The sequence below is a fragment of the Kitasatospora sp. NPDC001540 genome (genome assembly GCF_042894345.1).
Classification (GTDB): Bacteria; Actinomycetota; Actinomycetes; order Streptomycetales; family Streptomycetaceae; genus Kitasatospora; species Kitasatospora phosalacinea_C.
In genome coordinates, this window is record NZ_JBIAVO010000006.1 from 243964 (window position 1) to 269280 (window position 25317).

Below are 25317 nucleotides of genomic sequence, written 5' to 3' on the forward strand. Positions count from 1 at the left end.
GCCCGTCGGGGCCCGCGGCCGGTCCTACAGTGGAGCGCATGACCTCCCCGGACGCGCAGCAGCAGCCCGAGCCCCGACCCGAGTCCGAGCCCCGACCCGAGTCCCGGTCCGGCGCCGCCCCCCGGCCGGAGCCCGCCCTGCGGCCCCGGCTGGTCTTCAAGGACCCGTTCGAGCAGCAGACCTCCGACGACACCGACCGGGGCTGGGGCGACGCGTCGGGGGAGCGGGGGCTGGACTGGTACCGCAGCCAGCGGCCCCCGCACCATGGGGAGAAGTAGCGGGGCGGTGGGTCAGCCGCGGCGCACCAGCGCGTCGCGGATCTCGGTGAGCAGTTCGACCTCCTTGGCCTCGGCCTCCAGCGCCTCCTCCTCCACCGACTTCCGCTTCCGCATGAAGTGGTTCATCGGCAGGATCAGCAGGAAGTAGACGACGGCGGCGGTGATCAGGAAGGTCAGCGCGGCGCTGAGCACCGAGCCCCAGAGGATGAAGATGCCCGAGGTGACGTTGCCCGCGGCGTCCACCTCGCAGGGGCCCTTGAGGCACGAGGTGTAGGCGGCCAGGTCCTTGGTGCCGAACAGGCCGACCAGCGGGTTGATCACGCCCTTGACGAACGCGTTGACGACGGCGGTGAAGGCCGCGCCGATGACGACGGCGACGGCCAGGTCCACCACGTTGCCGCGGAGCAGGAATTCCTTGAAGCCTCTCATGCCGCGTCGAACGGCGGACGCCCGTGGAGGTCACGGGTGAACCCGGGGCCGTCAGGTTGACGCCCGGGGGCAGCCGGGCACCTCGGCCGAGGCCCCGGCGGGCGGCGGCGGAGCCCCCCGCAGCGGGCCGGACAGCAGCACGGCCGCCAGCAGCAGGCACCCCGCGGCGAACCGCCCCGGCCGCCGACGCAGCGCGCAGCGCAAGCGGTGACGGCCCCGCGCGGTGCCGCGGATCGGCGGGAAATCGGGCACCTCGCGGCGCGGCGGGACGAGCGCGGCGGGCAGTGGGGGCAGCGAGGGCAGCACGGAGGAGGTCACGGCAGCGGGCCTTCCGACGGGGTTCACGCGGCCCCGGTCGAGGCCGCGACGCCATCCTGCGACCGCCCGCCGGACGGCGTCCGCGGATTTCCCCAGCCTGTGGAAAACCCCGCCCTGTGGACAACCGCCCTCACCCCTGCGGGTGAACCGCTGCTCCGTCCGGCCCCCGACCCGTGGCCGCCCCCGCCCCGCCGTCCGGAGGAAGCCGCGTAACCCCCCTCGTGCCGCCGCGCGCGGGCGAGCCCGGACAGCACGGAGCCCCCGCCCGGCGACGGCCGGACGGGGGCTCCGCGGGAGGCGGGGTCAGCTCGCGGCGGCCGCGGAGCTGGAGGAGCTGCTGCTGGAGCTGCCGGTCGAGGACGACGAGGTCGAGGACGTCGTCGAGGTCGAGGAGGCCGCCGAGGAGGACGAGCCGCCCACCGAGCTGCTGGAGCTGGAGCGGCTGTCGGTGCGGTAGAAGCCGGAGCCCTTGAAGACCACACCCACGGCCGAGAAGACCTTGCGGAGCTTCCCCTGGCAGTCGGGGCACGTGGTCAGCGCGTCGTCGCTGAACTTCTGCACCGCCTCGAGGCCGTTGCCGCACTCGGTGCACTGGTACTGGTACGTGGGCACTTTCCGCTTCCTCCTGTCACTCCCCCTGGCACTCTCACGCCATGAGTGCTAACGATGGTCCATGATGCGGCATTCCGCGGGTGGAGTCCAGCCGCTCAGCCGCGCCGTGCGGCCGGTACCGCCTCCTCGCGGACCGCGCCGCCCCGTGCCACGGTACGGTGCGCGGGCGCCGGAGCGAGCAGCAGGCGGCGCATCGTGACGAGCGCCACCAGGCCGAGGCCGGACCCGGCCAGGGCGACGGTGAAGCCGAGCGAGGGCCCGGAGCGGTCGATCAGCTGCCCGGCGGCGGTGGAGCCGAGCGCCAGGCCCAGGCCGATCGAGCCGGTCAGCCAGGTGAACGCCTCGGTCTTGGCGCCGTCCGCGACCAGGGTCTCGACCAGGGTGTACCCGGTGATCAGGGTGGGCGCGATGGCCAGGCCGCAGAACACCCCGGCCACGGTCAGCGCGACCAGGTTCGGCATCGCCCACAGGGTGGAGCAGCCGAGCACCAGCAGCGCGTAGCAGACGACCATCCGCCGCCGGGCGCTGCTGCGCCACGGGACGAGGCCGTAGAGCACGCCCGCCACCATCGAGCCGGTCGCGAACAGGCCGTAGACCAGACCGCTGAGCCCGCCGGAGCCGGCGTCCTCGGCGAAGGCGGTGATGGAGACCTGCAGGGTGCCGAAGACGGTGCCGAGGCCGAGGAAGGCCCCGGCCAGCAGCCGCACGCCGGGGGAGGCCAGCGCGGAGGCGCGCCGGACGCCGGGGGCGGCGGGGCCGGTGGGGGCGGGGGCGGTGTCCCGGCGGGCGGCGAAGGCCAGGCCGCCGAGCAGGGTGAGGGCGGCCTCGGCGGCGAGCCCGGCGGAGGGGTTGACCAGGGTGGCGGTGCCGGCGGCCAGCATCGGGCCGACGACGAAGGTGAACTCGTCGGTGACGGACTCGAAGGCGAAGGCGGTGTTCAGCAGCGCGGGCCGCTCGCCCAGCCGGTGCACCCAGCGGGCCCGCACCATGGCGCCGACCTGCGGCACGGCCGCCCCGGCGGGCGCGGCGGCCATGAACAGCGTCCAGTCGGGGGCGCCGGCGTGGGCCAGCGCGATCAGCGCGGCGACCGCGCAGGCGTGCACGACCACGGCGGGCACCAGCACGGCGGCCTGCCCGTGGCGGTCGGCCAGCCGTCCGGTCTGCGGACCGACCAGGGCCTGGGAGACGGCGGCGGTCGCGGCGACCGCGCCGGCCAGGCCGTAGGAGCCGGTGGCGTCGTGGACCAGCAGCACGATGCCCAGGCTGAGCATCGCGTACGGGAGCCGGGCGACCAGCGCGGGGAGCAGGAAGGTCCAGGCGCGCGGGGTGCGCAGCAGCGCACCGTAGCCGGTGCCGTGCAAGGTGGTGTCGTCGACCGGTCGGCGGGCCGCCACGGTCGGTCCTCTCTGCTGCCTGGTAGCGCGCCCGGGGGTGGGGCCGGGCGGGCGCCGAGTGTCGTCCTCTCGCGCGCCGGACGGGGCCGGCGCGCCGACCCTGCATCAGGCAGATGTGGAAAATTCAGGTCGGATCAGAATGTACAAGGGTATACCAGGGTGTTCCGCCGCGTCGGCCTTCGGTTCGGCGGCTCAGCCGCCCTTCTTCCTGGCGTTGGCAGGCGCCTTCCGGGCGGTGGCGGGCGGCTCCTCCGCGTTGTGCAGCCACCCGGCGAGCTTGCCGCCGCGGTCGACGGCGCGCAGTCGGCGCTCGGCGTCCCCGGAGACCTCGTCGGTGGTGACCACCAGCAGCTCGTCGCCCTCGCGCAGCACCGTCATCCTGTCCGGGACGAAGCTGCTGCCCTCGCGGACCACCAGGGTGACGGCGGCGCCCTTGGGCAGGCGCAGCTCGGAGACCTCGACGCCGGACATCCGGGAGCCGGGGGCGAGCTGGACGGACAGCAGGTGGCCGTGCAGCTTCTCCAGCGGGGCGGACTCGATGCCCAGGTCCTGGCCGATGTCGCCCTCGCCGATCTTCAGCCACTTGGCCACCAGCGGCAGGGTCGGGCCCTGGAGCAGGGTGAAGACCACCACCAGGATGAAGACCACGTTGAACAGGTGCTGCGCGTCGGTCGCGCCGGACACCAGCGGGATGGTGGCGAGCACGATCGGCACCGCGCCGCGCAGCCCGGCCCAGGACAGCAGCGCCTGCTCCTGCCAGGGCACCCGGAACGGCGTCATGGTCAGCAGCACCGACAGCGGCCGGGCGACGAACACCAGCACCGCGCCCGCGACCAGGCCCGGCACTATCGCCGACCCCATGCTGGCGGGCGTGACCAGCAGACCGAGCAGCACGAACATGCCGATCTGCCCGATCCAGGCCAGCCCGTCCGCGAAACCGCGCACCGCGGGCCCGTGCGGCAGCTTGGAGTTCCCGAGGATCACCGAGGCGATGTACGCGGCCAGGAAGCCGGAGGCGTGCAGCAGCGCGCCGCCCGCGTAGGCGAGCACGATCAGCGCCAGCACCGCGATCGGGTACAGGCCGGAGGAGGGCAGCGCGACCCGCCGCACCGCGTACGCGCCGAGCCGGCCGACCAGGAAGCCGACCGCCGCGCCGATCACCAGCTCGACCACGATGGTGCCGACCAGCACGTACCAGGGGTCGAGCTCGCCGGTGGTGGCGAAGGCGACCACCAGGATCACCACGGGCGCGTCGTTGAAGCCGGACTCGGCCTCCAGCAGGCCGGTCAGCCGCTGCGGCAGCGGCACCATCCGCAGCACCGAGAAGACCGCCGCGGCGTCGGTGGAGGAGACGATCGCGCCCAGCAGCAGCGCGGTGCGCCACTCCAGGCCGACCAGCCAGTGCGCACCGGCGGCGGTGACGAACACCGAGACCGCGACGCCGAGGGTGGCGAGCACGGCGGCGGCGGGGACCACCGGCCTGATGGCCCGCCAGCTGGTCTTGAGCCCGCCCTCGGCGAGGATGACCACCAGGGCCGCGTAGCCCAGGACCTGGGTGAGTTCGGCGTTGTTGAAGCTTATGCCGATGCCGTTCTGGCCGAGGGCGACCCCGATGCCGAGGTAGATCAGCAGCGAGGGCAGCCCCGAGCGGGTGGAGATCCGCACCGCCGCGACGGCGAACAGCAGGATCACGGCGGACTCGAGCAGCAGGGTGTTCAGGTGGTCAACGGTCACGCAGGGGCACCTCGGGCAGGGAGGGGACGACTGACGAATCGTTACCCATCCTAACATTTTACTTGATCTTTACGCTAGTCCCTCCGTTCGCTCCCGCCCGGTAAGGTCCCAGCGGTGCCGTCGAACCGCCGCCGGTGTCCCCCGTGCACGGCCGTCGGTGCCCTCGCCCTAATGTGGTGACCTGTCACGGCCGCACGCTCCCTCATACAAGGACTCGGATGCCCCGCTCGAAGAAGTTCCGGCGCGCACGTCTGACCATGATCCTGCTCGCCGTGCTGCTGATCGCGGGTCTGGTCGGCGGCGGCTGGTGGGCGGTGGACACCGTCCGTTCCTCCTTCCCGCAGGTCAGCGGCACCGTCAAGGTGGCCGGCATGTCCGCCCCGGTGGACGTGGTCCGCGACGACAAGGGCATCCCGCAGCTGTACGCCGACACCGACGCCGACCTGTTCCGCGCCCAGGGCTACGTGCAGGCCCAGGACCGGTTCTGGGAGATGGACGTCCGCCGGCACATCACCGCCGGCCGACTCTCCGAGATGTTCGGCTCCGCCTCGGTCGAGAAGGACACCCTCCTGCGCACCATGGGCTGGCGCCAGGTCGCCCAGAAGGAGTGGGACACCGTCCTGTCCGAGGACACCAAGCGCAACCTGACCGCCTACACCGAGGGCGTCAACGCCTGGCTCGCCGAGCACCCCGGCGGCGCCGGCGCCTCGCTGGAGTACGCGCTGCTCGGCACGGTCAACTCCGGCTACCGGCCCGAGAAGTGGGACCCGGTCGACTCGGTCGCCTGGCTCAAGGCGATGGCCTGGAGCCTGTCCGGCAACATGCAGGAGGAGATCGACCGCTCCCTGCTCACCCAGGACTTCACCCCCGAGCAGATCGAGCAGCTCTACCCCGCGTACCCGTACGAGCGCAACGGCACCATCGTGAAGACCGGCAAGCTCTCCGGCGACGGCACCTACACCCCCGGCGAGGGCGCCACCGTGCCCCCCGTGCCCGGCGCCGCCACCGCCGCGGGCGGCGCCCAGGCCCGGGCCGCGGCCCAGAGCCTGCTCGGCGACCTGTCCGAGCGGGTGTCCGCGCTGCCGGAGCTGCTCGGCCCGCAGGGCCAGGGCATCGGCTCCAACTCCTGGGTGGTGGCCGGCCCCAACACCACCACCGGCAGGCCGCTGCTGGCCAACGACCCGCACCTCGGCCCCGGCATGCCCTCCATCTGGTACCAGATGGGCCTGCACTGCCGCGCCGTCTCGCCGACCTGCGCCTACGACACGGCCGGCTACACCTTCGCGGGCATGCCCGGCGTCGTCATCGGCCACAACAAGGACATCGCCTGGGGCTTCACCAACCTCGGCGCCGACGTCACCGACCTGTACCTGGAGAAGGTCACCGGTCCCGACACCTACCTCCTCGACAACAAGGACGTGAAGTTCACCGTCCGCAAGGAGACCATCAAGGTCGCGGGCGGCGAGGACCGCACCATCACCGTCCGCACCACCCAGGACGGCATGCCGCTGATCTCCGACCAGTCCTCCGAGCACCAGAAGGTCGGCCAGAACGCCCCCGCCGGCAACGCCGCCCCCGACCGCGCCGCCGGCTACGGCGTCGCCCTGCGCTGGACCGCGCTCGTCCCCGGCAGGACCATGGACGCCGTCTTCGAGCTCGACCGGGCCGGCGACTTCGCCGGCTTCCGCGCCGCCGCGCAGGACTTCGCCGTCCCCGCGCAGAACCTGATCTACGCCGACACCAAGGGCAACATCGGCTACCAGGCCCCCGGCCTGATCCCGGTCCGCGGCAAGGGCGACGGCCGCTACCCCGCCCCCGGCTGGGACTCCGCCTACGCCTGGAAGAGCGGCTACCTGCCGTTCAAGTCGCTGCCCTACGCGTACAACCCGCCCGAGGGCTACATCGTCACCGCCAACCAGGCCGTCGTCGACCCGAGTTACAAGGCGCTGCTGACCACCGACTGGGAGTACGGCACCCGCGCCAAGGAGATCACCGACCAGATCCGGGAGAAGCTGAAGAACGGCGGCAAGATCTCGCCGGACGACATGCAGTCCATGCAGCTCGACAACACCAGCGTGATGGCCAAGGAGCTCGTCCCGCTGCTGCTCAAGGTCCAGATCAGCGACCCCTACGTGCGCGAGGCCCAGGACCTGCTGCGCGACTGGAACTACCACCAGGACGCCGACTCCGCCGCCGCCGCCTACTACAACGGCGTCTGGCGGGCCCTGCTCACCCTCGCCTTCGGCCAGAAGTTCCCCGCCGACCTCCGGGTCGAGGGCGACTGCCTGCTGGTGCGCCAGAAGCGCGACAACACCCTGCCCGACGACGCGCTCGGCGGCGCCGCGCAGGCCGTCACCGAGTGCGGCACCCGCAAGGCCTCGCAGGCCCAGCCGGACGGCGGCGACCGCTGGACGGAGGTCGTCCGCCAGCAGCTCGCCGACCCGAAGTCGCCCTGGTGGGACTACATCGACTCCGACCACCAGCAGCAGCACGGGCTCGACAACCTGCTCGCCGAGGCGCTCAAGGACGCCCGCCAGGACCTCACCTCGCGCCTCAGCAAGGACATCTCCACCTGGAGCTGGGGCCGCCTGCACCAGCTCACCCTGCAGGAGCCCACCCTCGGCAGCGACGACTCCTCCCTCGCCTCCGGCCTGGTCCACAAGCTGCTCAACCGCGGCCCCTACAAGCTCTCCGGCGGCAGCGCCGCCGTCGACGCCACCGGCTGGAACGCCGCCGCGGGCTACGACGTCGACTGGATCCCCTCCATGCGGATGGTCGTCGACCTCAGCGACTTCGACTCCTCCCGCTGGATCAACGTCGGCGGCGCCTCCGGCCACGCCTTCCACCCCAACTACAACGACCAGACCGAACTCTGGGCCTCCGGCCAGCTCCTGCCCTGGGCCTACACCAAGGACGCGGTCACCAAGGCGGGCAGGAACACCCTCACCCTGACGAACTGAGAGCCTTCGGCACGCGGAGGGGGAACACACCAGGGGCCCGGGGAACGGCTCGGTCCGTGCTGCTGACGAGCCCCCCGGTTCTCAGAAGCGCGTCACGCCCTCCGGAGTGACCACCGCGTGCACCGGCAGGTCGTGCGGCTCGGCGGGCACGGCCGGGAGCAGCTCGTGCGCGTACAGCAGCGTCGCCAGCAGCGGCCGGGCACCGGCGCGGGCGAGGCGGGCCAGCACGCGGTCGTAGGAGCCGCCGCCGCGGCCGAGACGGACGCCGCGGGCGTCGACGGCGAGGCCGGGCAGCAGGACGACGTCCGCGGTGAGGACGGCGTCCGGGCCCAGCCGCGGGCCGGTGGGCTCCAGCAGGCCGCGGGCGGCGGGCGAGAGGCGGTCGTCGCCCTCGTACGGGGCCCAGTCCAGGTCGTTGTCGGGCAGCAGGACGGGCAGCAGCACCCGCGCGCCCCGCGCGGCGAGCGCAGCCAGCAGCGGCCGGGTGCCCGGCTCCGCGCCGACCGAGACGTACGCGGCGACGGTGCCGCCCGGCGGCACCAGCGCGGTGGCGTGCCCGGCCAGCGCCCCGGCCGCGGCGGAGCGCTCCGCCGCGGCGAGCGCCCGCCGTTCGGCGAGCAGCCGTGACCTCAGCGCCGCCTTGTCGTTGGACAACCGATCCGCAGTCACCGTTCGATTCCCTTCAGCTCTGCCCCGTGCACTGACACGAGCCTGACACGCCGAGGCCGCCGCATGCCCACCCCGCTCCTGCTCCAGGCCCTGGCCGCGATCGGCGCGGCCGCTCCGGCCGTCGCCGGCGTCCGCGCGCTGCGCCGCCGCCGGTCCCGGGCCGAGCACGGCTCCCGGGAGGCGGAACTTCTGGCGAAGATCGCGGAACTCACGGAGGAACGGGACGAACTGGCCCGCACCGCGTCCTGCGACCCGCTGACCGGGGTGTGGAACTACCGGCACCTGCAGCTCACCCTGGACCGCGAGATCGAACGGGCCCGCCGGGCCGAGGCCACCGCGATCGACCCGCGCCCGCTGTCGGTGCTGCTGCTGGAGGTGGCCGGTTTCGACGGCGTGGTCGCCGAGCACGGCCGGCCCCGCGCCAACGCGATGCTGCGCGACCTCGCCCAGCGGCTGGCGATGGAGATCCGCGGCTGCGACACCCTGGGCCGGTACGGCGGGGAGGAGTTCCTGGTCCTGCTGCCGGACACCGGCCCGGAGGGCGCCGCGCAGGTCGCCGAGCGGCTGTGCTGGTCGGTGCGCCGCCACCGGCTGACCGACCGTCACCCCGGCGAGAGCGCCGACCCGGACGAGCGCAGCGGCCTGACCGCCTCCGTCGGCCTGGCCGTGCTGCCCCGGGACGGCGCCCACGCGGCCCTGCTGCTGCGGGCCGCCGACCGCGCCCTGGCGGCGGCCCGCGCGGCGGGCGGCGACTGCTGGCGCTCCACCGAGAACCTCCCCGCCGAGCTGCCCGGTCCGAACGCCTCACCGACGCCCGGTAAGGTGTCTTCCGGCCCCGGCGGGGCACCCCTCACCCCGCATGCGACCACCGTCGGCCCGGGCCCGACCGGTGACAGGCCCTAACCATCGATCCACTCCACTCCCCGCCGGGTGGAATGCACGCCTTAGTAAGGTCGGACGCATGACGAACAAGCACGCCCGCCAGCCGGTCACCAAAGCAGTCGTCCCGGCCGCCGGGCTCGGTACGAGGTTCCTCCCCGCCACCAAGGCCACGCCCAAGGAGATGCTGCCGGTCGTCGACAAGCCGGCCATCCAGTACGTCGTGGAGGAGGCCGCCGCGGCCGGCCTGTCCGACATACTGATGGTCACCGGCCGCAACAAGCGCGCTCTGGAGGACCACTTCGACCGCGCCTACGAGCTGGAGGAGCTGCTCAGCCGCAAGGGCGACCAGGAACGCCTGCGCCGGGTGCAGGAGTCGGTGCAGCTCGCGAGCATGCACTACGTCCGCCAGGGCGACCCCAAGGGCCTCGGCCACGCCGTCTCGGTCGCCGAACAGCACGTCGCCGGGCAGCCGTTCGCCGTCCTGCTGGGCGACGACCTGATCGACCCGCGCGACCCGGTGCTGGCCCGGATGATCGAGGTGCAGCAGGAGCTCGGCGGCTCCGTCGTCGCGCTGATGGAGGTCGACCCCGCGCAGATCCACCTCTACGGCTGCGCCGCGGTCAAGAGCACCGAACTCGGCGAGGACGTCTTCCAGGTCACCGACCTGGTGGAGAAGCCCGACACCGCGGACGCCCCGTCCAACTACGCCGTCATCGGCCGCTACGTCCTCGACCCGGCGGTCTTCGACGTGCTGCGCGAGACCCCGCCCGGCCGCGGCGGCGAGATCCAGCTGACCGACGCGCTGCGCGAGCTGGCCACCCGCGACGAGTCCACCGGCGGCCCGGTGCACGGCGTGCTGTTCAAGGGCCGCCGCTACGACACCGGCGACCGCGCCGACTACCTGCGCGCGATCGTCCGGCTGGCCGCCGAGCGCGACGACCTCGGGCCCGAGTTCCGCACCTGGCTGCGGGAGTTCGTCACCACCGAGATGCAGGGCTGACCCACCACGAAGGCGAGCGTGAGGCGATGACCGGGAAGCACGACCCCTGCTGCGAGGGCGCCGGCTCCCCGGCCCCGTCGCGCCTGTGGACCGTCGACGAGCACCTCGCCGACGTCCTCGCCGCGGTGGCCCCGCTGCCGCCCATCGAGCTGCAACTGCTGGACGCCCAGGGCTGCCGGCTCGCCGAGGACGTGCGGGCCGCCGACGACCTGCCGCCCTTCGACAACAGCTCGATGGACGGCTACGCGCTGCGCACCGCCGACACGGTGCGCGCCACCGAGCGGTACCCGTCGGTGCTGGCCGTGGTCGGCGACATCGCGGCGGGCGCCGCCGACCTGCCCAAGGTCGGCCCCGGCCAGGCCGCCCGGATCATGACCGGCGCCCCCGTCCCGCCCGGCGCCGAGGCCGTCGCCCCGGTCGAGTGGACCGACGGCGGCACCGGCACCGGGCGGGCCGCCGACGCGATGGGCGCGCCCGTCGCGGGCGAGGAGGTCCGGGTGCTGCGCCCGGTCGCCGAGGGCGCGCACATCCGCCGCCGGGGCAGCGACGTCACCGCGGGCGACACCGTGCTGGAGGCGGGCACCGTGCTCGGCCCCACCCAGCTCGGCCTGCTGGCCGCGATCGGCCGCGGCACCGTCCGGGTCGCCCCCCGCCCCCGGGTGGTCGTGCTCTCCACCGGCAGCGAACTCGTCCAGCCCGGCGAGGCCGCCGGACCGGGCCGCATCCACGACTCCAACTCCTTCACCCTGACCGCGGCCGCGATCGCCGCCGGAGCCGTCGCCTACCGGGTCGGCGGCGTCCCCGACGAGGCGGACACGCTGCGCGCCGTGCTGGAGGACCAGCTCGGCCGGGCCGACCTGATCGTCACCAGCGGCGGCGTCTCGGTCGGCGCGTACGACGTGGTCAAGGAGGTGTTCGCCGACTACGGCGGCGTGGACTTCCGCAGGCTGCGGATGCAGCCGGGCAAGCCGCAGGGCTTCGGGCGGATCGGCGGCGGTCCCGGCGTGCCGCTGCTGGCGCTGCCCGGCAACCCGGTCAGCGCGTACATCTCCTTCGAGCTGTTCGTCCGCCCGGTCATCCGGACCATGCTCGGCGCCCCCGACGTGCACCGCCCCGTGGTGCGCGCCGTGACCACCGCGGCGCTGCGCTCCCCGGCCGGGCGGTGGCAGTTCCTGCGCGGCCGGTACGACCCGGCGGCGGGCAGCGTCTCCCCGGTCGGCGGCGAGGGGTCGCACCTGGTCGGGGCGCTGGCGAGGGCCGACTGCCTGATCACCGTCCCCGAGGACACCACCGCGCTGCCCGCCGGGAGCGCCGTCGATGTGGTCCTTCTCACGGACTGACCGGGGCGGGGTTGTACGGTAGCGCGAGATTCGCACCGTGCCACTGGAGCCACTCGTGACCGACACACCCCCCGGCGACCGCCTCACCCACGTCGACCAGACCGGCGCCGCCCGGATGGTCGACGTCTCCGAGAAGGCCGCCACCACCCGCGTCGCGGTGGCGGCCGGCCGCGTCCGGGTCGCCCCCCGGGTGGTGGAACTGCTGCGCGGCGAGGGCGTCCCCAAGGGCGACGCCCTCGCCGTGGCCCGGATCGCCGGGATCATGGGCGCCAAGCGGACGCCCGAGCTGATCCCGCTCTGCCACCCCATCGCGCTCACCGGCACCACCGTCGACCTCGTCGTCACCGACACCGCCGTCGAGATCACCGCCACCGTCCGCACCGCCGACCGCACCGGCGTCGAGATGGAGGCGCTCACCGCCGTCGCCACCGCCGCGCTCACCGTCATCGACATGGTCAAGGCCGTCGACAAGGCCGCCGCCATCGAGGACGTCCGGGTGCTCAGCAAGACCGGCGGCAAGAGCGGCGACTGGTCGAGGGAGGGGGAGCAGTGAGGGCGCTCGCCGTCACCGTCTCCAACCGGGCCTCGGCCGGGGTGTACGAGGACAGGGGCGGCCCGCTGCTGGTCGCCGGGCTGCGCGAGATGGGCTTCGCCGCCGACGGCCCGCTGGTCGTCCCGGACGGGGAGCCGGTCGAGGCGGCGCTGCGCGAGGCCGTCGCCGCCGGGTACGACGTGGTGCTGACCACCGGCGGCACCGGGATCTCCCCGCAGGACCTCACCCCCGAGATGACCGCCCGGGTGATCGACCGGCAGATCCCCGGCATCCCCGAGGCGATCCGCGCGCACGGCCGGGCGAAGGTGCCCACCTCGGCGCTCTCCCGCGGTCTGGCCGGCCTCGCCGGACGCACCCTGATCGTCAACCTGCCCGGCTCCACCGGCGGCGTCCGCGACGGCCTCGCCGTGCTCGCCCCGCTGCTGCCGCACGCCGTCGACCAGTTGGCCGGCGGCGACCACCCGCGACCCGCCGATCCCTCCGGGAGCGCCCGCTGAACGCCGGCTGGCCCGTCGAACTGGCCGAGGGCGACATCGTGCTGCGGCCCATCCGCCGCCGCGACCAGGCCGAGTGGCAGGAGGTCAGCCGCCGCAACCGGGACTGGCTGCGCCGCTGGGAGGCCACCGTCCCGCCCGCCCCGCCCGGCCGCGCCCCGCTGCCCCGCCCCACCTACCGGCAGATGGTCCGCTACCTGCGCGCCGAGGCCGCGGCCGGCCGGATGCTGCCCTTCGTGGTGCTCCACCAGGGCCGCCTGGTCGGCCAGTTGACGGTCGGCGGGATCACCTGGGGCTCGATGTGCTCCGCCAACGTCGGCTACTGGGTGGACGAGGCCGTCGCCGGACGCGGCATCATGCCCACCGCCGTCGCGCTCGCCGTCGACCACTGCTTCCGCGACCTGGGCCTGCACCGGGTCGAGGTGTGCATCCGCCCGGAGAACCGGCCCAGCCGCCGGGTGGTGGAGAAGCTCGGCTTCCGCGAGGAGGGAATGCGCCCGCGCTACCTGCACATCGACGGCGACTGGCGCGACCACCTGGTGTACGCGCTCACCGCCGAGGAGGCCGCCGACGGACTGCTGCGGCGCTGGCACGCCCTCAGGAACCGGCCTCCGCAGGGTAATTGAATACTTGTTCGAAATAGATATCGATATGGCATCGGGGGCCGGGGCGAGCCGCCACAAATACCGGCAAAATAGTCTGAGAATCAGCTTGATCACACGACACGCCGCGCCAAATTGCTGCAGTGCCTTCGCCCGCGCCCGTACCGTGTGAAACGTGAGCAGTAGCGGCCTTATCTACGCGGTCATCGTAGGGGCCTGGGCTGCCTATCTGGTGCCGATGTGGCTCCGCAGGCAGGACGAGCTCAACGAGTCGCGTCCGACGGAACGCTTCAGTACCGCGATCCGCCTGCTGGCCGGTCGATCGGCCATGGAGCGGCGCGCGGCCCGAGCCCTCGGCGACCAGACCGCCGACCAGCAGCACCCCGCCGGGGAGGACCCGGACGGGGCCCTCGCCGATCCCGCGACCGGCCCGGCGGCCGACCCCGCGGAGGTCGCCACCCGGCCCACCGCCCGGCCCGGCACCTGGGACGGCGCCGAGCCGACCGTCGAGCCGACTGCGGAGCGCGCCGTCGAACCGGCCGCAGCGGCTTCGGCGGCTGCGGCGGCGAAGGCCGAGCGGGACCGCGAGCACGGCGACCGGCGCTCCGCCGAGCGGCGGGCCCGGCTGCTCGCCCGGCGGCGGCGGATGGTCACCATGCTGTTCCTCGCCTTCGCGCTGGGCGCCGTGGTCGCCGCCGTGGCCGGTTTCGCCTTCCTCTGGGTGCCCGCCGTCCCCGGCGTGCTGCTCACCCTCTACATCGGCCACCTGCGCCGGTTGGAGCGGCAGCGCTACGAGGTCAAGTTCGACCGGGGCAAGGCCGCGCAGGCCGCCGAGCGGCTGCGCGAGCGCGAGCGCGAACGCTCCTCCGCCCGCTCCGCGCCCGAGCCGGCGGCGGCCCGCCCCGCGCCCGCCGCCGAACCGGCCGCCCCCGCGGACCCGGCCACCACCCGGGCGACCGTCCTGGCCGAGGCCACCGAGCACGAGGAGTGGGCCGACGGCGTCCGCGCCCGCGCCGCCGCCGGGCCGGACTCCTGGGAGCCCGTCCCCGTCCCGCTCCCCACCTACGTCACCGCCCCCGTGGCCCCCCGCACCACCCGGGGCCTCGACCTCTCGGCCCCCCACACCTGGGACTCCGGCCGCCCGGCGACCCCGCTCTTCGACCAGTACGGCGAGCCCGCCCCGCCCCCCGCCGCCGACTGGACCACCCGCCCCCGCGCCGCCAACGAGTGACGCCGCACCCCCCGTCCCACCGCCCGCCCCGGCCGCAACGCCCCACCCGCGCCGGGGCGTTCGCACGCCCGGGCACCCCCGCGGCCCGGGCGGGACGACCATGGTCACGAGTACCCCCGCAGAGGTGATAGAGTTCTTTCTTGTTGGGGCTGTGGCGCAGTCCGGTAGCGCACCTCGTTCGCATCGAGGGGGTCAGGGGTTCGAATCCCCTCAGCTCCACCAACAGAAATCCCGCCCGGGAAACCGGGCGGGATTTCTTGCATTCCGGGCCGTCATTCGGAGGGCGGGGGAGGCCGGGAAGTGGGCCTGGGAGTCGATCGGGAACCTCGCCCACCGGGTGACCGGCCGCCAGATCGCCGCTCCGGCCGGGGCGCTGTCGCACCCCGGGGCGGGGATCAGGGGTGCAGGACGGTCAGGTGGACGGTGGTGGCGTCGCCGTCCGGGGTCGTGACGGCGGTGCCCGTGGGGGTGGGGCCGAAGGTGAGGACGCGGTGGGGGCCGTCCGGGGGGAAGGACCAGTCGACGTGGTCGCGGCGGCGCAGTTCGGCGGTGTCCTGCAGGGCGGTGGCCGGGTCGGCGGTGCTCTCGGCGGCGTGCAGGGCGGTGAGGTAGGCGGTGGCGGTGGCGGGCGGGACGGTGAAGCGGAGGAAGAGGACGTCCGGGCCGGTCGCCGAGTTGTCGTCGCTGTAGTACCGCACCCCGGTCGCGCCCGCGGGCAGCGTCACGCCGTAGTAGCGCAGCAGGGTGGCCAGGTTGCGCGGCCCGCCGAGGTTGGCGCAGTCGTACTGCCGGTACGCGCGGGCGTCGTGCGGGTGCATCGGCCAGCAGTTGCCCCACGCCTCGCGGGCGCCGACCAGGCCGCCGCCGAGGGCGAGCAGCACGACCAGCGCCCAGGTCAGCGGCCTGCGGTGCCAGGCCCGTACAGCGGACATGCCTACCCCCCGGTGCGCCGCCCCGGTCCGGACGGCAGTTCCCGGATCATAGTCGGCGGACCGGTCGGCGAGGACGGCTGCTCCCGCAGCAGCAGGCGCAGCCGGGGCGCGAGCAGCGGGCGCAGCGACCGGGCCACCGGTCGGGAGCACAGCAGCAGGGTCAGCCCCGCCGCGGCGGCGGTCAGTGCCGCCTGCCCGGGCGCGGAGGGCAGGAACCCGCGCCCGTACCAGCCGCCGCGCACCAGGGCCAGTTGCAGGAACGGGTGCACCAGGAAGGCCGCCGTACCGGCCGCGCCGAGCGCCGCCCACCGCCGCGACCGGGTCCGCACCGGCACCAGCGCCAGGAACACCGCGCCCAGCGCCGCCCCGGCCAGGTTGATCCCCAGCGACACCAGCAGCCAGCGCGGGTAGCCCGCGCGCAGCCCGGCCGCGCTCGCGCTGCGGTAGAACCAGGCCGCGTCCAGCCGCGGCACCAGCCAGTACGCGGCCGCCCCGAACACCGGCGCCGCGGCCGCCCGCAGCCACCGGTTGCCGCGCAGCGCGAGCACCCGGCGGCGGTCCAGCACCAGCCCGGCGACGAAGAACGGCAGCAGTTGCAGCGTCCGCCCGATCGACAGCTGCGGCGTCAGCGGCAGCGCCCCCGCCAGCAGCGAGACCGCGACGGCGGTGGCCAGCGGCGCGCGCAGCCGGTGCCAGAGCGGGGCGCTCAGCCGCCACAGGAACAGCGACAGCAGGAACCAGGTCACCCAGACCGGGGTGAGCAGGTCGGGCGTGAACCGTCCGCCGCCCAGCCACGCCGCGTACGCCCCCAGCAGGCTCGTCCACAGCAGGTACGGCGCCAGGACGCCGCTCAGCAGCCGGCCGAGCTGGTCCGGGCGGGCGGCGAAGGAGCGGGAGAACCAGCCGGAGACGAACACGAACACCGGCACGTGGAACGCGTACACCAGCAGGTACCCGGCGTGCAGCACCCGGTGGCCCGGGGCCCGCACCAGCGGCTCCCAGAAGTGCCCGCACACCACCAGGACCGTCGCCAGCAGCTTCACGTGGTCGAAGAACGGCTCGCGCGCACCACGGCCCGCCGCGCCGTCGGCCGGCTCGGTGCGGGGCCGGTCGACGGGGGGTTCGGTGAGCACGGGAACCTCCGGGTGAGCGGGTGAGGGGTTCCGGATTCGGTAAAGGCCGGGCCGGCGGTTGCTCCGCCGGCCCGGCCCGCCCGGACGGGCCGTTCTGTCCCGAGACGTCATCGTGCCTGATGGGAGCGGGAGTTGGGAGGCGGAAGGTGGTGCACCCGTGTGTCGGAAGTGAAGGAAGTGTGACGGTCTGCACCCGTGTGCTCACCCGTCACGGGGCGCTCCTAGTCTGATGGTCTGCAAAGTGCCGACCAAGTAATGACCAAAGTGATGACCTAGGGGGACGAACACGCCATGGGGGCCTACTTCCGCGTCGAAGTCGACGATCTCTCCAAGCTGATGCAGCGCATGAAGGACAGTCAGCAGGACATGCGCGAGGCGCTCCACGCCATGAAGGAGACCGGCCCGAAGACGACCGGCAGCAAGGACCTCGACCACGCCTGCGACGACTTCAACGACAGCTGGCAGGACGCCATCACCCGCATCTCGCAGGGCGTCGAAGCGCTGGAGGAGAAGCTCGACCAGACCTGCAAGAACTACTCGGAGACCGAGCAGGCCCTCCGCGACATGTTCAGCGGGGCCTCGTCATGAGCGGTGACTTCTTCTCCTACGCCATCGGGCTCGACCCGGACTTCCCGGCCCTGGGCTTCAACCCGGCCCCCGGCAACCCCGGCAACGTCGACGGCCTGGTCGGCAAGCTCAACAAGGCCGCCAACGCGATGGACAACGCCCACCGCACCCTGGTCGAGGTCGGCCGCGGCGGCAGCGTCTGGGAGGGCGACGCGGCCCAGGCGTTCTCCGGCAAGATCGGCGAGCTGCCCGGCTACCTGGAGGACAGCGTCGACGCGATGCGCCAGGCCTCCTCCGCGCTCAACAACTGGCGCAGCCAGCTCTCCTCCTACCAGGACACCGCCAAGCGGTACGAGGAAGAGGCCCAGCAGGCCAAGGACCGCCTGGAAGCCGCGAAGAAGTCCCGCGAGCAGGCCTCCGACCGCTACGACAAGGCGGCCGACAGCCCCGCCTTCAAGCTGATCGGCGTGCACTTCGACGACCAGGCCACCTTCTCCCAGGCGCAGAACCAGATCGACTCCGCCAGCGCCGAGTACCAGGCCGCGGGCGACGCGCTGGAGGCCGCCAACCGCGACCTGCAGGCCATCAAGGACGAGCTGGAAGCCGTCGTCAAGCAGGCCAGGGAGCTCTACTTCCACCACCAGGACGACGCGGGCCGCACCGCGAAGGCGCTGCGCCGGGCCAACCAGAACGCGCCCGACATCAGCGCCTGGGAGAAGATCGGCAACAAGTTCAAGGACATCGGCAAGTCCATCAAGAAGTGGGCCACCGACCACGCCGACGTGCTCAAGAAGATCGGCGACATCGCGGGCGGCGTCTCCTCGGTGCTCGCCATCGCCGCGCTCGCCACCATGTGGTGCCCCCCGCTGTCGGCCGGCCTCGGCGTGGCGTCGGCCGGTGCCTCCGCGGTCGCGCTCGGCGCCCACGGCATGGCCAAGCTCGGTGGTGCGGACGTCAGTTGGGGCACCATCGCGCTGGACGGGGTCGGCGCCATCCCGTTCGGCGGCACCGCCTTCAAGGGCGCCAAGGGCGCGGTCAAGGGCGTGGTGGGCCTGGCCAAGGGCGAGCGCCTCGCCGTCGCGGGCGCGGACCTCGCCAGGGTCGGCTCGAAGCTCTCGGACGACGTGGCGCGCGGCGCGGGCAGCCTGATGAACAACAAGATCCTCACGCCGATCTTCACCAAGACGCCGCTGCGGAGCCTGCCCGGCCTGACGACGAAGCTCGACGACGCCGGAAAGGTCATCCTCGACCCCCGGGGCTGGTACTCGCGCGGCACCCAGATCGGGACGAAGGTCATCGGCCTGGGCATCAACGCGCCCAACCTCTACCACCAGGTGACAGGATCGTGACGACAGACCCGAACGCCCAGTCGGTCCCGTCCCCCCGCGGGGAGGAGACCGTCCTGACGCCCCTCTCCGAGGTCATCGTCGACGACCCCCTGGACATCCGCTGGGAGGTGCCCGCGCAGTTCCACTCGCTCGGCCTCGAACTGCCCGAGGAGGAGCGCGACGCGCACCTCGCCGAGGTGTCCGAGGAGATCTGGTCCGGCGGCACCGAGTTCCAGCGCACCACCGTGGCCGCCTGGTACCGCGACGTCGCGGACACCGCCGCCGAGGAGGGCGCCGTCTACTCGGGCCTCCTGATCGCCCGCACCCCGGACGACCGGCCCACCGTCGCCACCCTGCTCGTCCAGGCCGACCACGCCGACACCCAGGACGCCGACGCGGTGGCCGCCTCCCTGCTGGAGATGCTCTCCGCCGACCCCGCCAACGAGGTCTTCGACGTGGCCGCACCGGTCGGCCCCGTGGTGGTCAGCACCTTCGGCACCGTCGCCGAGTTCGACGACGGGGCGGGCGGCAGGACCGAGCTGACCCTCGCGCAGGCGTCCGCGTACATCCCGGTGCCGCGCGCCGACACGCTGCTCACCATGACCATCAGCACGCCCACGCTGGAAGACTTCCCCGAGTACGTGGGGATGCTCGCGATGCTGGTCGACAGCGTGGTGCACGACGAGCCGGGGGCGCAGCCGCAGCAACCGGTGCTCAGCCAGGAGTCGACCAGCCGGATCACGGAGATGTTCGGATGAGCACGTGGCACCCGCCGGCCCCGCCCGGCATCGACACCGGCCCGCTCCCCAGGCGCGGGGCCGTCGGACTGTGGCTGCAGTTCTGGCTGCAGTGGTTCTGGCTGCCCTTCCGGGTGGTCTGGTACCTGTTCGACCATCCCGCCGGCGACTGCGTGGCCGAGGGGCACACGTACCGCAAGTTCGTCCTCACCCCCAGCCGCTACCGCCTCGAACGCCACGGCACCCGGGCGGAGTGGGAGGCGTGGGCCGACCGGGCCCTGGCGCAGGGCACCGACGCCGCGACGCGCGGCGTGGTGGGCAGCGTGGAGCACTACAACACCGGTAGGACGCGGTACCAGGTCAAGGGGGACGCCCTCGTGCCCCGCACCACCATCCGCAGGCGCTACTACCGCGGCATCGGCGCCGAGGGGCTCGCCGTGCTGGCGGCCCGCCGCGGCTGGCAGATCGACTGGAACGACGCGCGGAAGTCGGAGATCCACCTCTTCCGGTCCCAGCCGGTGCAGCCGTACCCCCAGCAGTCCGGCGGACCCCACCAGCAGCCCCCGGCCGGGGGCGGCGGGTGGCGGTGAGTCAGCGCTTGAGGTAGGCGAGGACGGCGAGGACCCGGCGGTTGGTGTCGGGGGTGTGGTCGATCCGGAGCTTGGTGAAGATCGCGGCCGTGTGCTTGGCGACCGCGCTCTCACCGATGTGGAGGGCGGCCGTGATCGCGGCGTTGGAGCGGCCCCCGGCCATCAGCCGCAGCACGTCGAGTTCGCGCGGGGTGAGGTCGGCGGTGGTGCCGCGGGCGGTGGAGCGGGCCATCAGGCGGGCGATGACCTGGGGGTCCATGACGGTGCCGCCCGCGGCGACGGTGCGGACCGCGTCGACGAACTGGGCGGTGCGGGTGACGCGGTCCTTGAGCAGGTAGCCGACCGCGCCGCGGCCGTCGGCCAGCAGCTCCTGGGCGTAGAGCTGTTCGACGTACTGGGAGAGGACCAGGACCGGCAGGGCGGGGCGCTCCCGGCGGACGGTCAGGGCGGCCTGGAGGCCCTCGTCGGTGTGGGTGGGGGGCAGCCGGATGTCGACCACGGCGACGTCGGGGGCCGACTCCCGCAGGGCGCGCAGCAGTTCGGGGCCGTTGTCGACGGCGGCGACGACCTCGAAGCCGTGCTCGGTCAGGGTGCGGGCGAGACCGTCCCGGAGGAGGAAGAGGTCTTCGGCGAGGACGACGCGCACGGGAGCTCCAGGATCGCGGTGGTCGGTCCGCCCGGGGGGCTGTCCAGGGCGAGGGTGCCGTCCAGGGCGGCGAGCCGGCGGCGGACGCCGGTGAGCCCGCTGCCCCGGCCGGGGTCGGCGCCGCCGCGGCCGTCGTCGCGCACGACCGCCCGCAACAGGCCGTCCGCGCAGTGGAGTTCGACGTCCACCCGGTCGCCGCCGGAGTGCTTGCCCGCGTTGGCGAGCAGCTCGGCGACGGCGAAGTAGGCGGCGGCCTCGACGGGGGCGGGCAGCCGTCCGGGCAGGTCGGCGGTGACCTCGACGTCGAGGAAGGAGTCCAGGGCGAGCGAGCGGACGGCGTCGGGCAGGCCGCGGTCGGCGAGCACCGGCGGCAGGACGCCGTGCACCAGGTCGCGCAGCTCCTGCAGGGCCCGTTCGGAGGTGGCCCGGACCTCGCCGAGCAGGCGGCGGGCGGTGGCCGGGTCCTCGTCGAGCAGTTGCTCGGCCCGGTCCAGGTTCAGCCCGAGCGCGACCAGGCGGGCCTGGGCGCCGTCGTGCAGGTCCCGTTCGATCCGGCGCAGTTCGGCGGCCTGGGCGTCCAGGACGACGGCCCGGCTGTCGGTCAGCTGGTCGATCCGGCGCTCCAGCCGGGCCTGCGCGGGGCCGTCCAGCAGCCGGGCCGTCCAGGCCGCGTACCGGGCCAGCACGGGCGGGGAGAGCCACAGCCCGGCCGCGGCGAAGCCCAGGCCGAGCAGGACCGCGGCGAGCGCGTTGGCGGTCGAGTCGACCGGGACGAAGGCGTACCAGTTGCCCGGGCCCAGCAGCCGCCACAGGAACGGCTGCACGAACGCCCCGGCCAGGCCGTAGCCGACCAGGGTGGGCGGGACGGCCACCAGCAGGCAGCCGGTGAACGGGGCCAGCCAGGACCAGGCCAGTTCGCGGCGGAAGCCGGGCGCGCCGAGCAGTGCCACCACGCCCGCGGGCAGCGGTTCGGGGGCGGCGGGCGCGCGGCCCGTCCAGCGGGCGAGCAGCGCGCGCTCGCGGTCGGCGCCGCGGCGCAGCAGCCGGGCGGCGGGCGGCAGCAGCGGCAGGCCGAGGCCGACCGGCAGCAGGGTCAGCGCGCCGCCCGCGGCCAGGCCGCGCAGGGACGTCTCCAGGGCGCGCCAGGAGGCCAGGTGGCAGCGGCCGAGGGCGAGCAGGGCGGCCCGGAGCCGGACGGACTGCGGTCGCATCGTCATATCAGCACGATGCTATCCGGGCGCCCCGCGCGGTCCGCACGGTTCGCGCGCCCCGGCCGCCCCGTCCGACGCACCGTCAGAGCCCAGGGCAGCGCCACCAGCACGCAGGCCGCGCCGAACAGCAGCACCGGGCCGGTCGCCCCCGACTCCTGGTCCAGGAACAGCAGCAGGCCCAGGTTCACCAGCGCGTGGAAACCGCCCGCGACCGGCAGCCGCCACCGGCCCACCCGCTCCCAGGCGAAGCCCAGCAGCACCGACATCGCCACCGTCGCGGTCAGGAAACCCGCCGCGTACAGCGGGGACCGGGCGAACACCCCGACGTGCCAGCACCCCCAGGCCAGCCCGACCGCCACCGACGAGGCCCACGGCCCGAACCGCTCCCGCAGCAGCGGCTGCAGCAGGCACCGCCAGCCGACCTCCTCCCCGCAGGCGCCCAGCAGTTGGGCCGCCGCGACCACCCCGAACGGCGCGGCCAGCGACCCCGGGTCGCGCACCGGGACCGGCACGCCGCACAGCACCGCCCCGGCCACCGCGACCGCCGTGACCGCCGCCGCGGACAGCAGCACCGACCCGGACGGCCCGCGCCCGCCCCGCCCGGCCAGCAGCCGCCGCACCTGCCCCGGCCGCCACGCGGCGACCGCCGCCACCCCCAACGCGGGCCCGAACTGCGTCAGTTGCAGCACCTCCTCGGGCAGCCCCGTCGCGGGCTGCGCCGCCCCCAGCGCCCCCGCCGCGACGAACGCCACCGCCAGGAACAACCCGGTCGGCCCGATCCACTTCCCGCGCACCGCACTCCACCCCTCGCTCGGAATCCCCTCCACCCCCGACGATTCCGTGCGCGGCGCCCCGATCCACTGCACCCAGCTGCCCGACCGGGGTGCAGCTACCTGCACCCCGGCCCCGGCTACTCCTCGAACGGCTCCTCGCTGAACCGGAACCAGGCCCGCGGCGGCTCCACGTGCAGCAGGAACTCGGCCACCGGGCCGTCGGGGGAGTGCAGTGCGCAGGCCGCCTCCAGCGGGTCGTACGCCCGCTCCCAGGCCTCCCACTCCTCGGCCTCGGCCAGCCGCCGGCACTCGGCGAACCCCGGCGCGAGCTCCGGCCAGGCCGGGCCCGGGACGAACGCGCCCGACAGCCACGGGAAGTCCGCCTCGTCGATCCGGATCTCGCCGACCAGCTCGGCGCCGCGCAGCAGGCGCCAGGTCTCCTCGGTGAACAGGCCCATCGGGCGGCTCCCTCGGTGCGCAGGGGCGGGAGGGCCAGTCTGCCGCAGGGGTCCGACACCGTCCGCCGTCAGGGCAGCGCGCGGTGACATCACCCGTACGAGTGGATTGCGGAATCCGGACGGCCGAGCCGGGTACCGGTGACCGCGGGCCCACGGGCTCGTTGGGCCTCATGCCGATCTCCGTCGGCGACCACACCGGACGACCACACCGGACGAACACCTACAGGGGCGGGATCTCGTGGCTCAGCCGTTCGAACTGCCGGACTTCTACGTGCCGTACCCGGCCCGGATCAACCCGCACTACGAGGAGGCACGGGTCCACACCAAGGACTGGGCGCGGGCCTTCGGCATGCTGGAGGGCTCCGGCGTCTGGGAGGAGCACGACCTCGACGCGCACGACTACGCGCTGCTCTGCTCCTACACCCACCCCGACTGCGACGCCGAGGCGCTGAACCTCGTCACCGACTGGTACACCTGGGTCTTCTTCTTCGACGACCACTTCCTGGAGACCTTCAAGCGCACCCTCGACCGCGAGGGCGGCAAGGCGTACCTGGACCGGCTGCCCGCCTTCATGCCGATGGACCTCGCGGACGGCTACCCGGAGGCCACCAACCCGGTCGAGGCCGGTCTGGCGGACCTGTGGCAGCGCACCGTCCCGCACATGTCGGCCCACTGGCGGGCCCGGTTCGCCGAGTCGACCAGGAACCTGCTGAACGAGTCGCTCTGGGAGCTGTCCAACATCAACGAGGGCCGGGTCGCCAACCCGGTCGAGTACGTCGAGATGCGCCGCAAGGTCGGCGGCGCCCCCTGGTCCGCCGGGCTGATCGAGTACGCGGCGAACGCCGAGGTGCCCGAGTCGGTGGCGCACTCCCGGCCGCTGCGCGTCCTGCGCGACGCCTTCTCCGACGGCGTGCACCTGCGCAACGACCTGTTCTCGTACGAGCGCGAGATCGGCGAGGAGGGCGAGCTCTCCAACGGCGTCCTGGTGCTGGAGACCTTCCTCGGCTGCTCCACCCAGCAGGCCGCCGACGCCGTCAACGACCTGCTCACCTCCCGGCTCCAGCAGTTCGAGAACACCGCGCTCACCGAACTCGCCCCGCTGGTCGTCGAGCACGCGCTGGCCCCGGAGGAGGTCGCCCGGGTCCTCGCCTACGTCAAGGGCATGCAGGACTGGCAGTCCGGCGGCCACGAGTGGCACATGCGCTCCAGCCGCTACATGAACGGCGGCGGCGCGGCCGCCCCCGCGCTCGGCCCGAGCGGCCTGGGCACCTCCGCCGCCAGCATCCGCCTCGCCGCGGGCGTCCGCGGCCTGCGCAGCTTCACCCACACCCCGCACCGCAGGGCCGTCCCCGCCCCGCTGCCCGACCTCCCGATGCCCTACCCCCTCACGCTCAACCCGCACCTGGACGGCGCCCGCGAGTCGGTGGTCGCCTGGGCCCGGAAGTTCGGGCTGCTCGACCCCGAGCCCGGCGTCCCCGGCTCCGACGTCTGGAACGAGACCAAGATCCGCGACTACGACCTCGCGCTCTGCGCCGCGGGCATCGACCCCGACGCCACCCCCGCCGAACTCGACCTCTCCGCCGCCTGGTTGGCCTGGGGCACCTACGCCGACGACTACTACCCCGCCGTCTTCGGCCGCCCCCGCGACCTGCTCGGCGCGAAGGCCGCCAACGAGCGCCTGCACGCCCTGATGACGCTCGACGGCAGCCTCCCCTTCGCCCCGCGCAACGCCCTGGAGTCCGGCCTCGCCGACGTCTGGCAGCGCACCGTCGCGCCGTTCTCGCAGGGCGCCCGGGCCACGTTCCGCAAGGCCGTCGGCGACATGCTCGACAGCTGGCTCTGGGAGCTCGCCAACGGCGCGCAGAACCGCATCCCCGACCCGGTCGACTACATCGAGATGCGCCGCGCCACCTTCGGCTCCGACCTGACGATGAGCCTGTCCCGGCTCGGCCGCGGCGAGGCGGTCCCCGAGGAGGTGCACGCCAGCGGCACCCTGCGGGCGATCGAGAACTCCGCGGCGGACTACGCCTGCCTGGTCAACGACCTGCACTCGTACCGCAAGGAGACCGAGTACGAGGGCGAGTTCCACAACCTGGTCCGGGTGGTGGAGAACTTCTTCTCCTGCGAGCGCCCCGTCGCCGTCGACATCGTGGCCGACCTGGCGGCCTCCCGGCTGAACCAGTTCGCCCACCTGCTCGACGGCGAACTCCCGCTGCTCAAGCAGGACTTCGCCATCGAGGGCGAGGCCGAGCAGGCCCTCGACGGGTACGTCCGCGAGCTGCAGGACTGGATGGCCGCCGTCCTGCACTGGCACCGGGAGTGCCGCCGCTACACGGACGACGTGCTGCGGCGGCACTTCGCCCCGAGCACGGCCGTCCGGCCGGAGCTGGGGACGGCGGCGATGCGGATCCTGGAGACCATCGGCCGGTAGCGCGCAGCGGGGCCG

The 25317-nt window shown here is 74.0% G+C and carries 26 protein-coding genes and 1 tRNA gene; 15 read left to right on the forward strand and 12 right to left on the reverse strand.

Annotated elements, in window-relative coordinates:
* Positions 1 to 38: 38 nt before the first annotated feature.
* The gene (locus ACFY00_RS11035) at positions 39 to 278 is read left to right on the forward strand and encodes a hypothetical protein (protein ID WP_388029696.1); all 240 of its coding nucleotides are present in this window, start codon (positions 39 to 41) and stop codon (positions 276 to 278) included.
* Positions 279 to 290: 12 nt separating this feature from the next.
* Here ACFY00_RS11035 and mscL read toward each other — a convergent pair whose 3' ends face one another.
* The 5 genes from mscL to ACFY00_RS11060 all read right to left on the reverse strand — a co-directional run bounded on the left by mscL (position 291) and on the right by ACFY00_RS11060 (position 4765).
* Positions 291 to 707 carry a large conductance mechanosensitive channel protein MscL gene (gene mscL, locus ACFY00_RS11040; protein ID WP_388029698.1) on the reverse strand — a complete coding sequence of 139 codons (417 nt, stop codon included), beginning with the start codon at positions 705 to 707 and terminating at the stop codon, positions 291 to 293.
* 51 nt (positions 708 to 758) lie between these two features.
* Positions 759 to 1025 (reverse strand): hypothetical protein, encoded by a 267-nt coding sequence (locus tag ACFY00_RS11045; protein ID WP_388029701.1) that lies wholly within the window; start codon positions 1023 to 1025, stop codon positions 759 to 761.
* A gap of 303 nt (positions 1026 to 1328) precedes the next feature.
* Complete coding sequence (locus tag ACFY00_RS11050; RefSeq protein WP_388029703.1) at positions 1329 to 1637, reverse strand: FmdB family zinc ribbon protein; 309 nt, start codon at positions 1635 to 1637, stop codon at positions 1329 to 1331.
* 95 nt (positions 1638 to 1732) lie between these two features.
* Positions 1733 to 3031 (reverse strand): MFS transporter, encoded by a 1299-nt coding sequence (locus ACFY00_RS11055; RefSeq protein WP_388029705.1) that lies wholly within the window; start codon positions 3029 to 3031, stop codon positions 1733 to 1735.
* 192 nt (positions 3032 to 3223) lie between these two features.
* Positions 3224 to 4765 (reverse strand): potassium/proton antiporter, encoded by a 1542-nt coding sequence (locus ACFY00_RS11060; protein WP_388029708.1) that lies wholly within the window; start codon positions 4763 to 4765, stop codon positions 3224 to 3226.
* A 218-nt stretch (positions 4766 to 4983) separates the two neighbouring features.
* On the opposite strand from ACFY00_RS11060, the gene ACFY00_RS11065 reads away from it, so the two are divergent.
* Positions 4984 to 7725 (forward strand): penicillin acylase family protein, encoded by a 2742-nt coding sequence (locus ACFY00_RS11065; RefSeq protein WP_388029711.1) that lies wholly within the window; start codon positions 4984 to 4986, stop codon positions 7723 to 7725.
* 81 nt (positions 7726 to 7806) lie between these two features.
* On the opposite strand, the gene ACFY00_RS11070 is transcribed toward ACFY00_RS11065, so the two are convergent.
* The gene (locus ACFY00_RS11070) at positions 7807 to 8394 is read right to left on the reverse strand and encodes a 5-formyltetrahydrofolate cyclo-ligase (protein WP_388029712.1); all 588 of its coding nucleotides are present in this window, start codon (positions 8392 to 8394) and stop codon (positions 7807 to 7809) included.
* A 63-nt stretch (positions 8395 to 8457) separates the two neighbouring features.
* Between ACFY00_RS11070 and ACFY00_RS11075 the strand changes: the two genes are divergently transcribed.
* The 8 genes from ACFY00_RS11075 (at position 8458) to ACFY00_RS11110 (ending at position 14718) form a co-directional block, all read left to right on the forward strand.
* Complete coding sequence (locus tag ACFY00_RS11075) at positions 8458 to 9297, forward strand: GGDEF domain-containing protein (protein ID WP_388029714.1); 840 nt, start codon at positions 8458 to 8460, stop codon at positions 9295 to 9297.
* Between the two features lie 58 nt (positions 9298 to 9355).
* A complete protein-coding gene (gene galU / locus ACFY00_RS11080; protein ID WP_388029717.1) occupies positions 9356 to 10276 on the forward strand; it encodes a UTP--glucose-1-phosphate uridylyltransferase GalU in 921 nt (306 codons plus the stop codon).
* A gap of 26 nt (positions 10277 to 10302) precedes the next feature.
* Positions 10303 to 11616, forward strand: coding sequence for a gephyrin-like molybdotransferase Glp (gene glp, locus ACFY00_RS11085; protein WP_388029720.1), 1314 nt, complete (start codon positions 10303 to 10305; stop codon positions 11614 to 11616).
* A gap of 115 nt (positions 11617 to 11731) precedes the next feature.
* Positions 11732 to 12169, forward strand: coding sequence for a cyclic pyranopterin monophosphate synthase MoaC (gene moaC / locus ACFY00_RS11090; protein ID WP_388029815.1), 438 nt, complete (start codon positions 11732 to 11734; stop codon positions 12167 to 12169).
* Positions 12166 to 12666: a molybdenum cofactor biosynthesis protein B gene (locus ACFY00_RS11095; RefSeq protein ID WP_388029722.1), complete on the forward strand. Its 501-nt coding sequence runs from the start codon at positions 12166 to 12168 to the stop codon at positions 12664 to 12666. Before moaC ends, ACFY00_RS11095 begins: the two co-directional genes overlap by 4 nt.
* The gene (locus ACFY00_RS11100) at positions 12663 to 13289 is read left to right on the forward strand and encodes a GNAT family N-acetyltransferase (protein WP_388029817.1); all 627 of its coding nucleotides are present in this window, start codon (positions 12663 to 12665) and stop codon (positions 13287 to 13289) included. The genes ACFY00_RS11095 and ACFY00_RS11100 overlap by 4 nt, the downstream gene beginning before the upstream one ends.
* A 214-nt stretch (positions 13290 to 13503) precedes the next feature.
* Complete coding sequence (locus ACFY00_RS11105) at positions 13504 to 14496, forward strand: hypothetical protein (RefSeq protein ID WP_388029725.1); 993 nt, start codon at positions 13504 to 13506, stop codon at positions 14494 to 14496.
* A gap of 145 nt (positions 14497 to 14641) precedes the next feature.
* A tRNA-Ala gene (locus tag ACFY00_RS11110) sits at positions 14642 to 14718 on the forward strand.
* Between the two features lie 173 nt (positions 14719 to 14891).
* Here ACFY00_RS11110 and ACFY00_RS11115 read toward each other — a convergent pair.
* Both ACFY00_RS11115 and ACFY00_RS11120 read right to left on the reverse strand, forming a co-directional pair.
* The gene (locus ACFY00_RS11115; protein ID WP_388029728.1) at positions 14892 to 15428 is read right to left on the reverse strand and encodes a hypothetical protein; all 537 of its coding nucleotides are present in this window, start codon (positions 15426 to 15428) and stop codon (positions 14892 to 14894) included.
* 2 nt (positions 15429 to 15430) lie between these two features.
* Positions 15431 to 16561 carry an acyltransferase family protein gene (locus ACFY00_RS11120; RefSeq protein WP_388029729.1) on the reverse strand — a complete coding sequence of 377 codons (1131 nt, stop codon included), beginning with the start codon at positions 16559 to 16561 and terminating at the stop codon, positions 15431 to 15433.
* Positions 16562 to 16906: 345 nt separating this feature from the next.
* On the opposite strand from ACFY00_RS11120, the gene ACFY00_RS11125 reads away from it, so the two are divergent.
* Genes ACFY00_RS11125 through ACFY00_RS11140 form a run of 4 tightly spaced genes read left to right on the forward strand, consistent with a single transcriptional unit; the run spans position 16907 to position 19783 of the window.
* Complete coding sequence (locus ACFY00_RS11125) at positions 16907 to 17149, forward strand: hypothetical protein (RefSeq protein WP_388029731.1); 243 nt, start codon at positions 16907 to 16909, stop codon at positions 17147 to 17149.
* A complete protein-coding gene (locus ACFY00_RS11130; RefSeq protein ID WP_388029733.1) occupies positions 17146 to 18477 on the forward strand; it encodes a putative T7SS-secreted protein in 1332 nt (443 codons plus the stop codon). The genes ACFY00_RS11125 and ACFY00_RS11130 overlap by 4 nt, the downstream gene beginning before the upstream one ends.
* Entirely contained in the window at positions 18474 to 19214 is a 741-nt protein-coding gene (locus ACFY00_RS11135) for a hypothetical protein (RefSeq protein WP_388029735.1), read from the forward strand. The genes ACFY00_RS11130 and ACFY00_RS11135 overlap by 4 nt, the downstream gene beginning before the upstream one ends.
* Entirely contained in the window at positions 19211 to 19783 is a 573-nt protein-coding gene (locus tag ACFY00_RS11140; protein ID WP_388029737.1) for a hypothetical protein, read from the forward strand. Before ACFY00_RS11135 ends, ACFY00_RS11140 begins: the two co-directional genes overlap by 4 nt.
* Before the next feature lies 1 nt (position 19784).
* Here ACFY00_RS11140 and ACFY00_RS11145 read toward each other — a convergent pair whose 3' ends face one another.
* The 4 genes from ACFY00_RS11145 to ACFY00_RS11160 all read right to left on the reverse strand — a co-directional run bounded on the left by ACFY00_RS11145 (position 19785) and on the right by ACFY00_RS11160 (position 22871).
* Positions 19785 to 20429, reverse strand: coding sequence for a response regulator (locus ACFY00_RS11145; RefSeq protein ID WP_388029739.1), 645 nt, complete (start codon positions 20427 to 20429; stop codon positions 19785 to 19787).
* A complete protein-coding gene (locus ACFY00_RS11150; protein WP_388029742.1) occupies positions 20369 to 21646 on the reverse strand; it encodes a histidine kinase in 1278 nt (425 codons plus the stop codon). Before ACFY00_RS11150 ends, ACFY00_RS11145 begins: the two co-directional genes overlap by 61 nt.
* Positions 21643 to 22434 carry a CPBP family intramembrane glutamic endopeptidase gene (locus ACFY00_RS11155; RefSeq protein ID WP_388029744.1) on the reverse strand — a complete coding sequence of 264 codons (792 nt, stop codon included), beginning with the start codon at positions 22432 to 22434 and terminating at the stop codon, positions 21643 to 21645. Before ACFY00_RS11155 ends, ACFY00_RS11150 begins: the two co-directional genes overlap by 4 nt.
* A gap of 116 nt (positions 22435 to 22550) precedes the next feature.
* Positions 22551 to 22871, reverse strand: coding sequence for a hypothetical protein (locus ACFY00_RS11160; protein WP_388029747.1), 321 nt, complete (start codon positions 22869 to 22871; stop codon positions 22551 to 22553).
* 238 nt (positions 22872 to 23109) lie between these two features.
* Here ACFY00_RS11160 and ACFY00_RS11165 point away from each other — a divergent pair, with 238 nt between their 5' ends.
* Positions 23110 to 25302 (forward strand): germacradienol/geosmin synthase, encoded by a 2193-nt coding sequence (locus ACFY00_RS11165; protein WP_388029750.1) that lies wholly within the window; start codon positions 23110 to 23112, stop codon positions 25300 to 25302.
* Positions 25303 to 25317 lie beyond the last annotated feature (15 nt).

Excerpts from the sequence above, each read along its gene's own strand:
- ACFY00_RS11035 (WP_388029696.1), top strand. The coding sequence starts at position 39 with ATGACCTCCCCGGACGCGCAGCAGCAGCCCGAGCCCCGACCCGAGTCC.
- mscL (WP_388029698.1), bottom strand. The coding sequence starts at position 707 with ATGAGAGGCTTCAAGGAATTCCTGCTCCGCGGCAACGTGGTGGACCTG.
- ACFY00_RS11065 (WP_388029711.1), top strand. The coding sequence starts at position 4,984 with ATGCCCCGCTCGAAGAAGTTCCGGCGCGCACGTCTGACCATGATCCTG.
- ACFY00_RS11075 (WP_388029714.1), top strand. The coding sequence starts at position 8,458 with ATGCCCACCCCGCTCCTGCTCCAGGCCCTGGCCGCGATCGGCGCGGCC.
- galU (WP_388029717.1), top strand. The coding sequence starts at position 9,356 with ATGACGAACAAGCACGCCCGCCAGCCGGTCACCAAAGCAGTCGTCCCG.
- glp (WP_388029720.1), top strand. The coding sequence starts at position 10,303 with ATGACCGGGAAGCACGACCCCTGCTGCGAGGGCGCCGGCTCCCCGGCC.
- moaC (WP_388029815.1), top strand. The coding sequence starts at position 11,732 with ATGGTCGACGTCTCCGAGAAGGCCGCCACCACCCGCGTCGCGGTGGCG.
- ACFY00_RS11105 (WP_388029725.1), top strand. The coding sequence starts at position 13,504 with ATGTGGCTCCGCAGGCAGGACGAGCTCAACGAGTCGCGTCCGACGGAA.
- ACFY00_RS11115 (WP_388029728.1), bottom strand. The coding sequence starts at position 15,428 with ATGTCCGCTGTACGGGCCTGGCACCGCAGGCCGCTGACCTGGGCGCTG.
- ACFY00_RS11125 (WP_388029731.1), top strand. The coding sequence starts at position 16,907 with ATGAAGGACAGTCAGCAGGACATGCGCGAGGCGCTCCACGCCATGAAG.
- ACFY00_RS11130 (WP_388029733.1), top strand. The coding sequence starts at position 17,146 with ATGAGCGGTGACTTCTTCTCCTACGCCATCGGGCTCGACCCGGACTTC.
- ACFY00_RS11140 (WP_388029737.1), top strand. The coding sequence starts at position 19,211 with ATGAGCACGTGGCACCCGCCGGCCCCGCCCGGCATCGACACCGGCCCG.
- ACFY00_RS11150 (WP_388029742.1), bottom strand. The coding sequence starts at position 21,646 with ATGACGATGCGACCGCAGTCCGTCCGGCTCCGGGCCGCCCTGCTCGCC.
- ACFY00_RS11160 (WP_388029747.1), bottom strand. The coding sequence starts at position 22,871 with ATGGGCCTGTTCACCGAGGAGACCTGGCGCCTGCTGCGCGGCGCCGAG.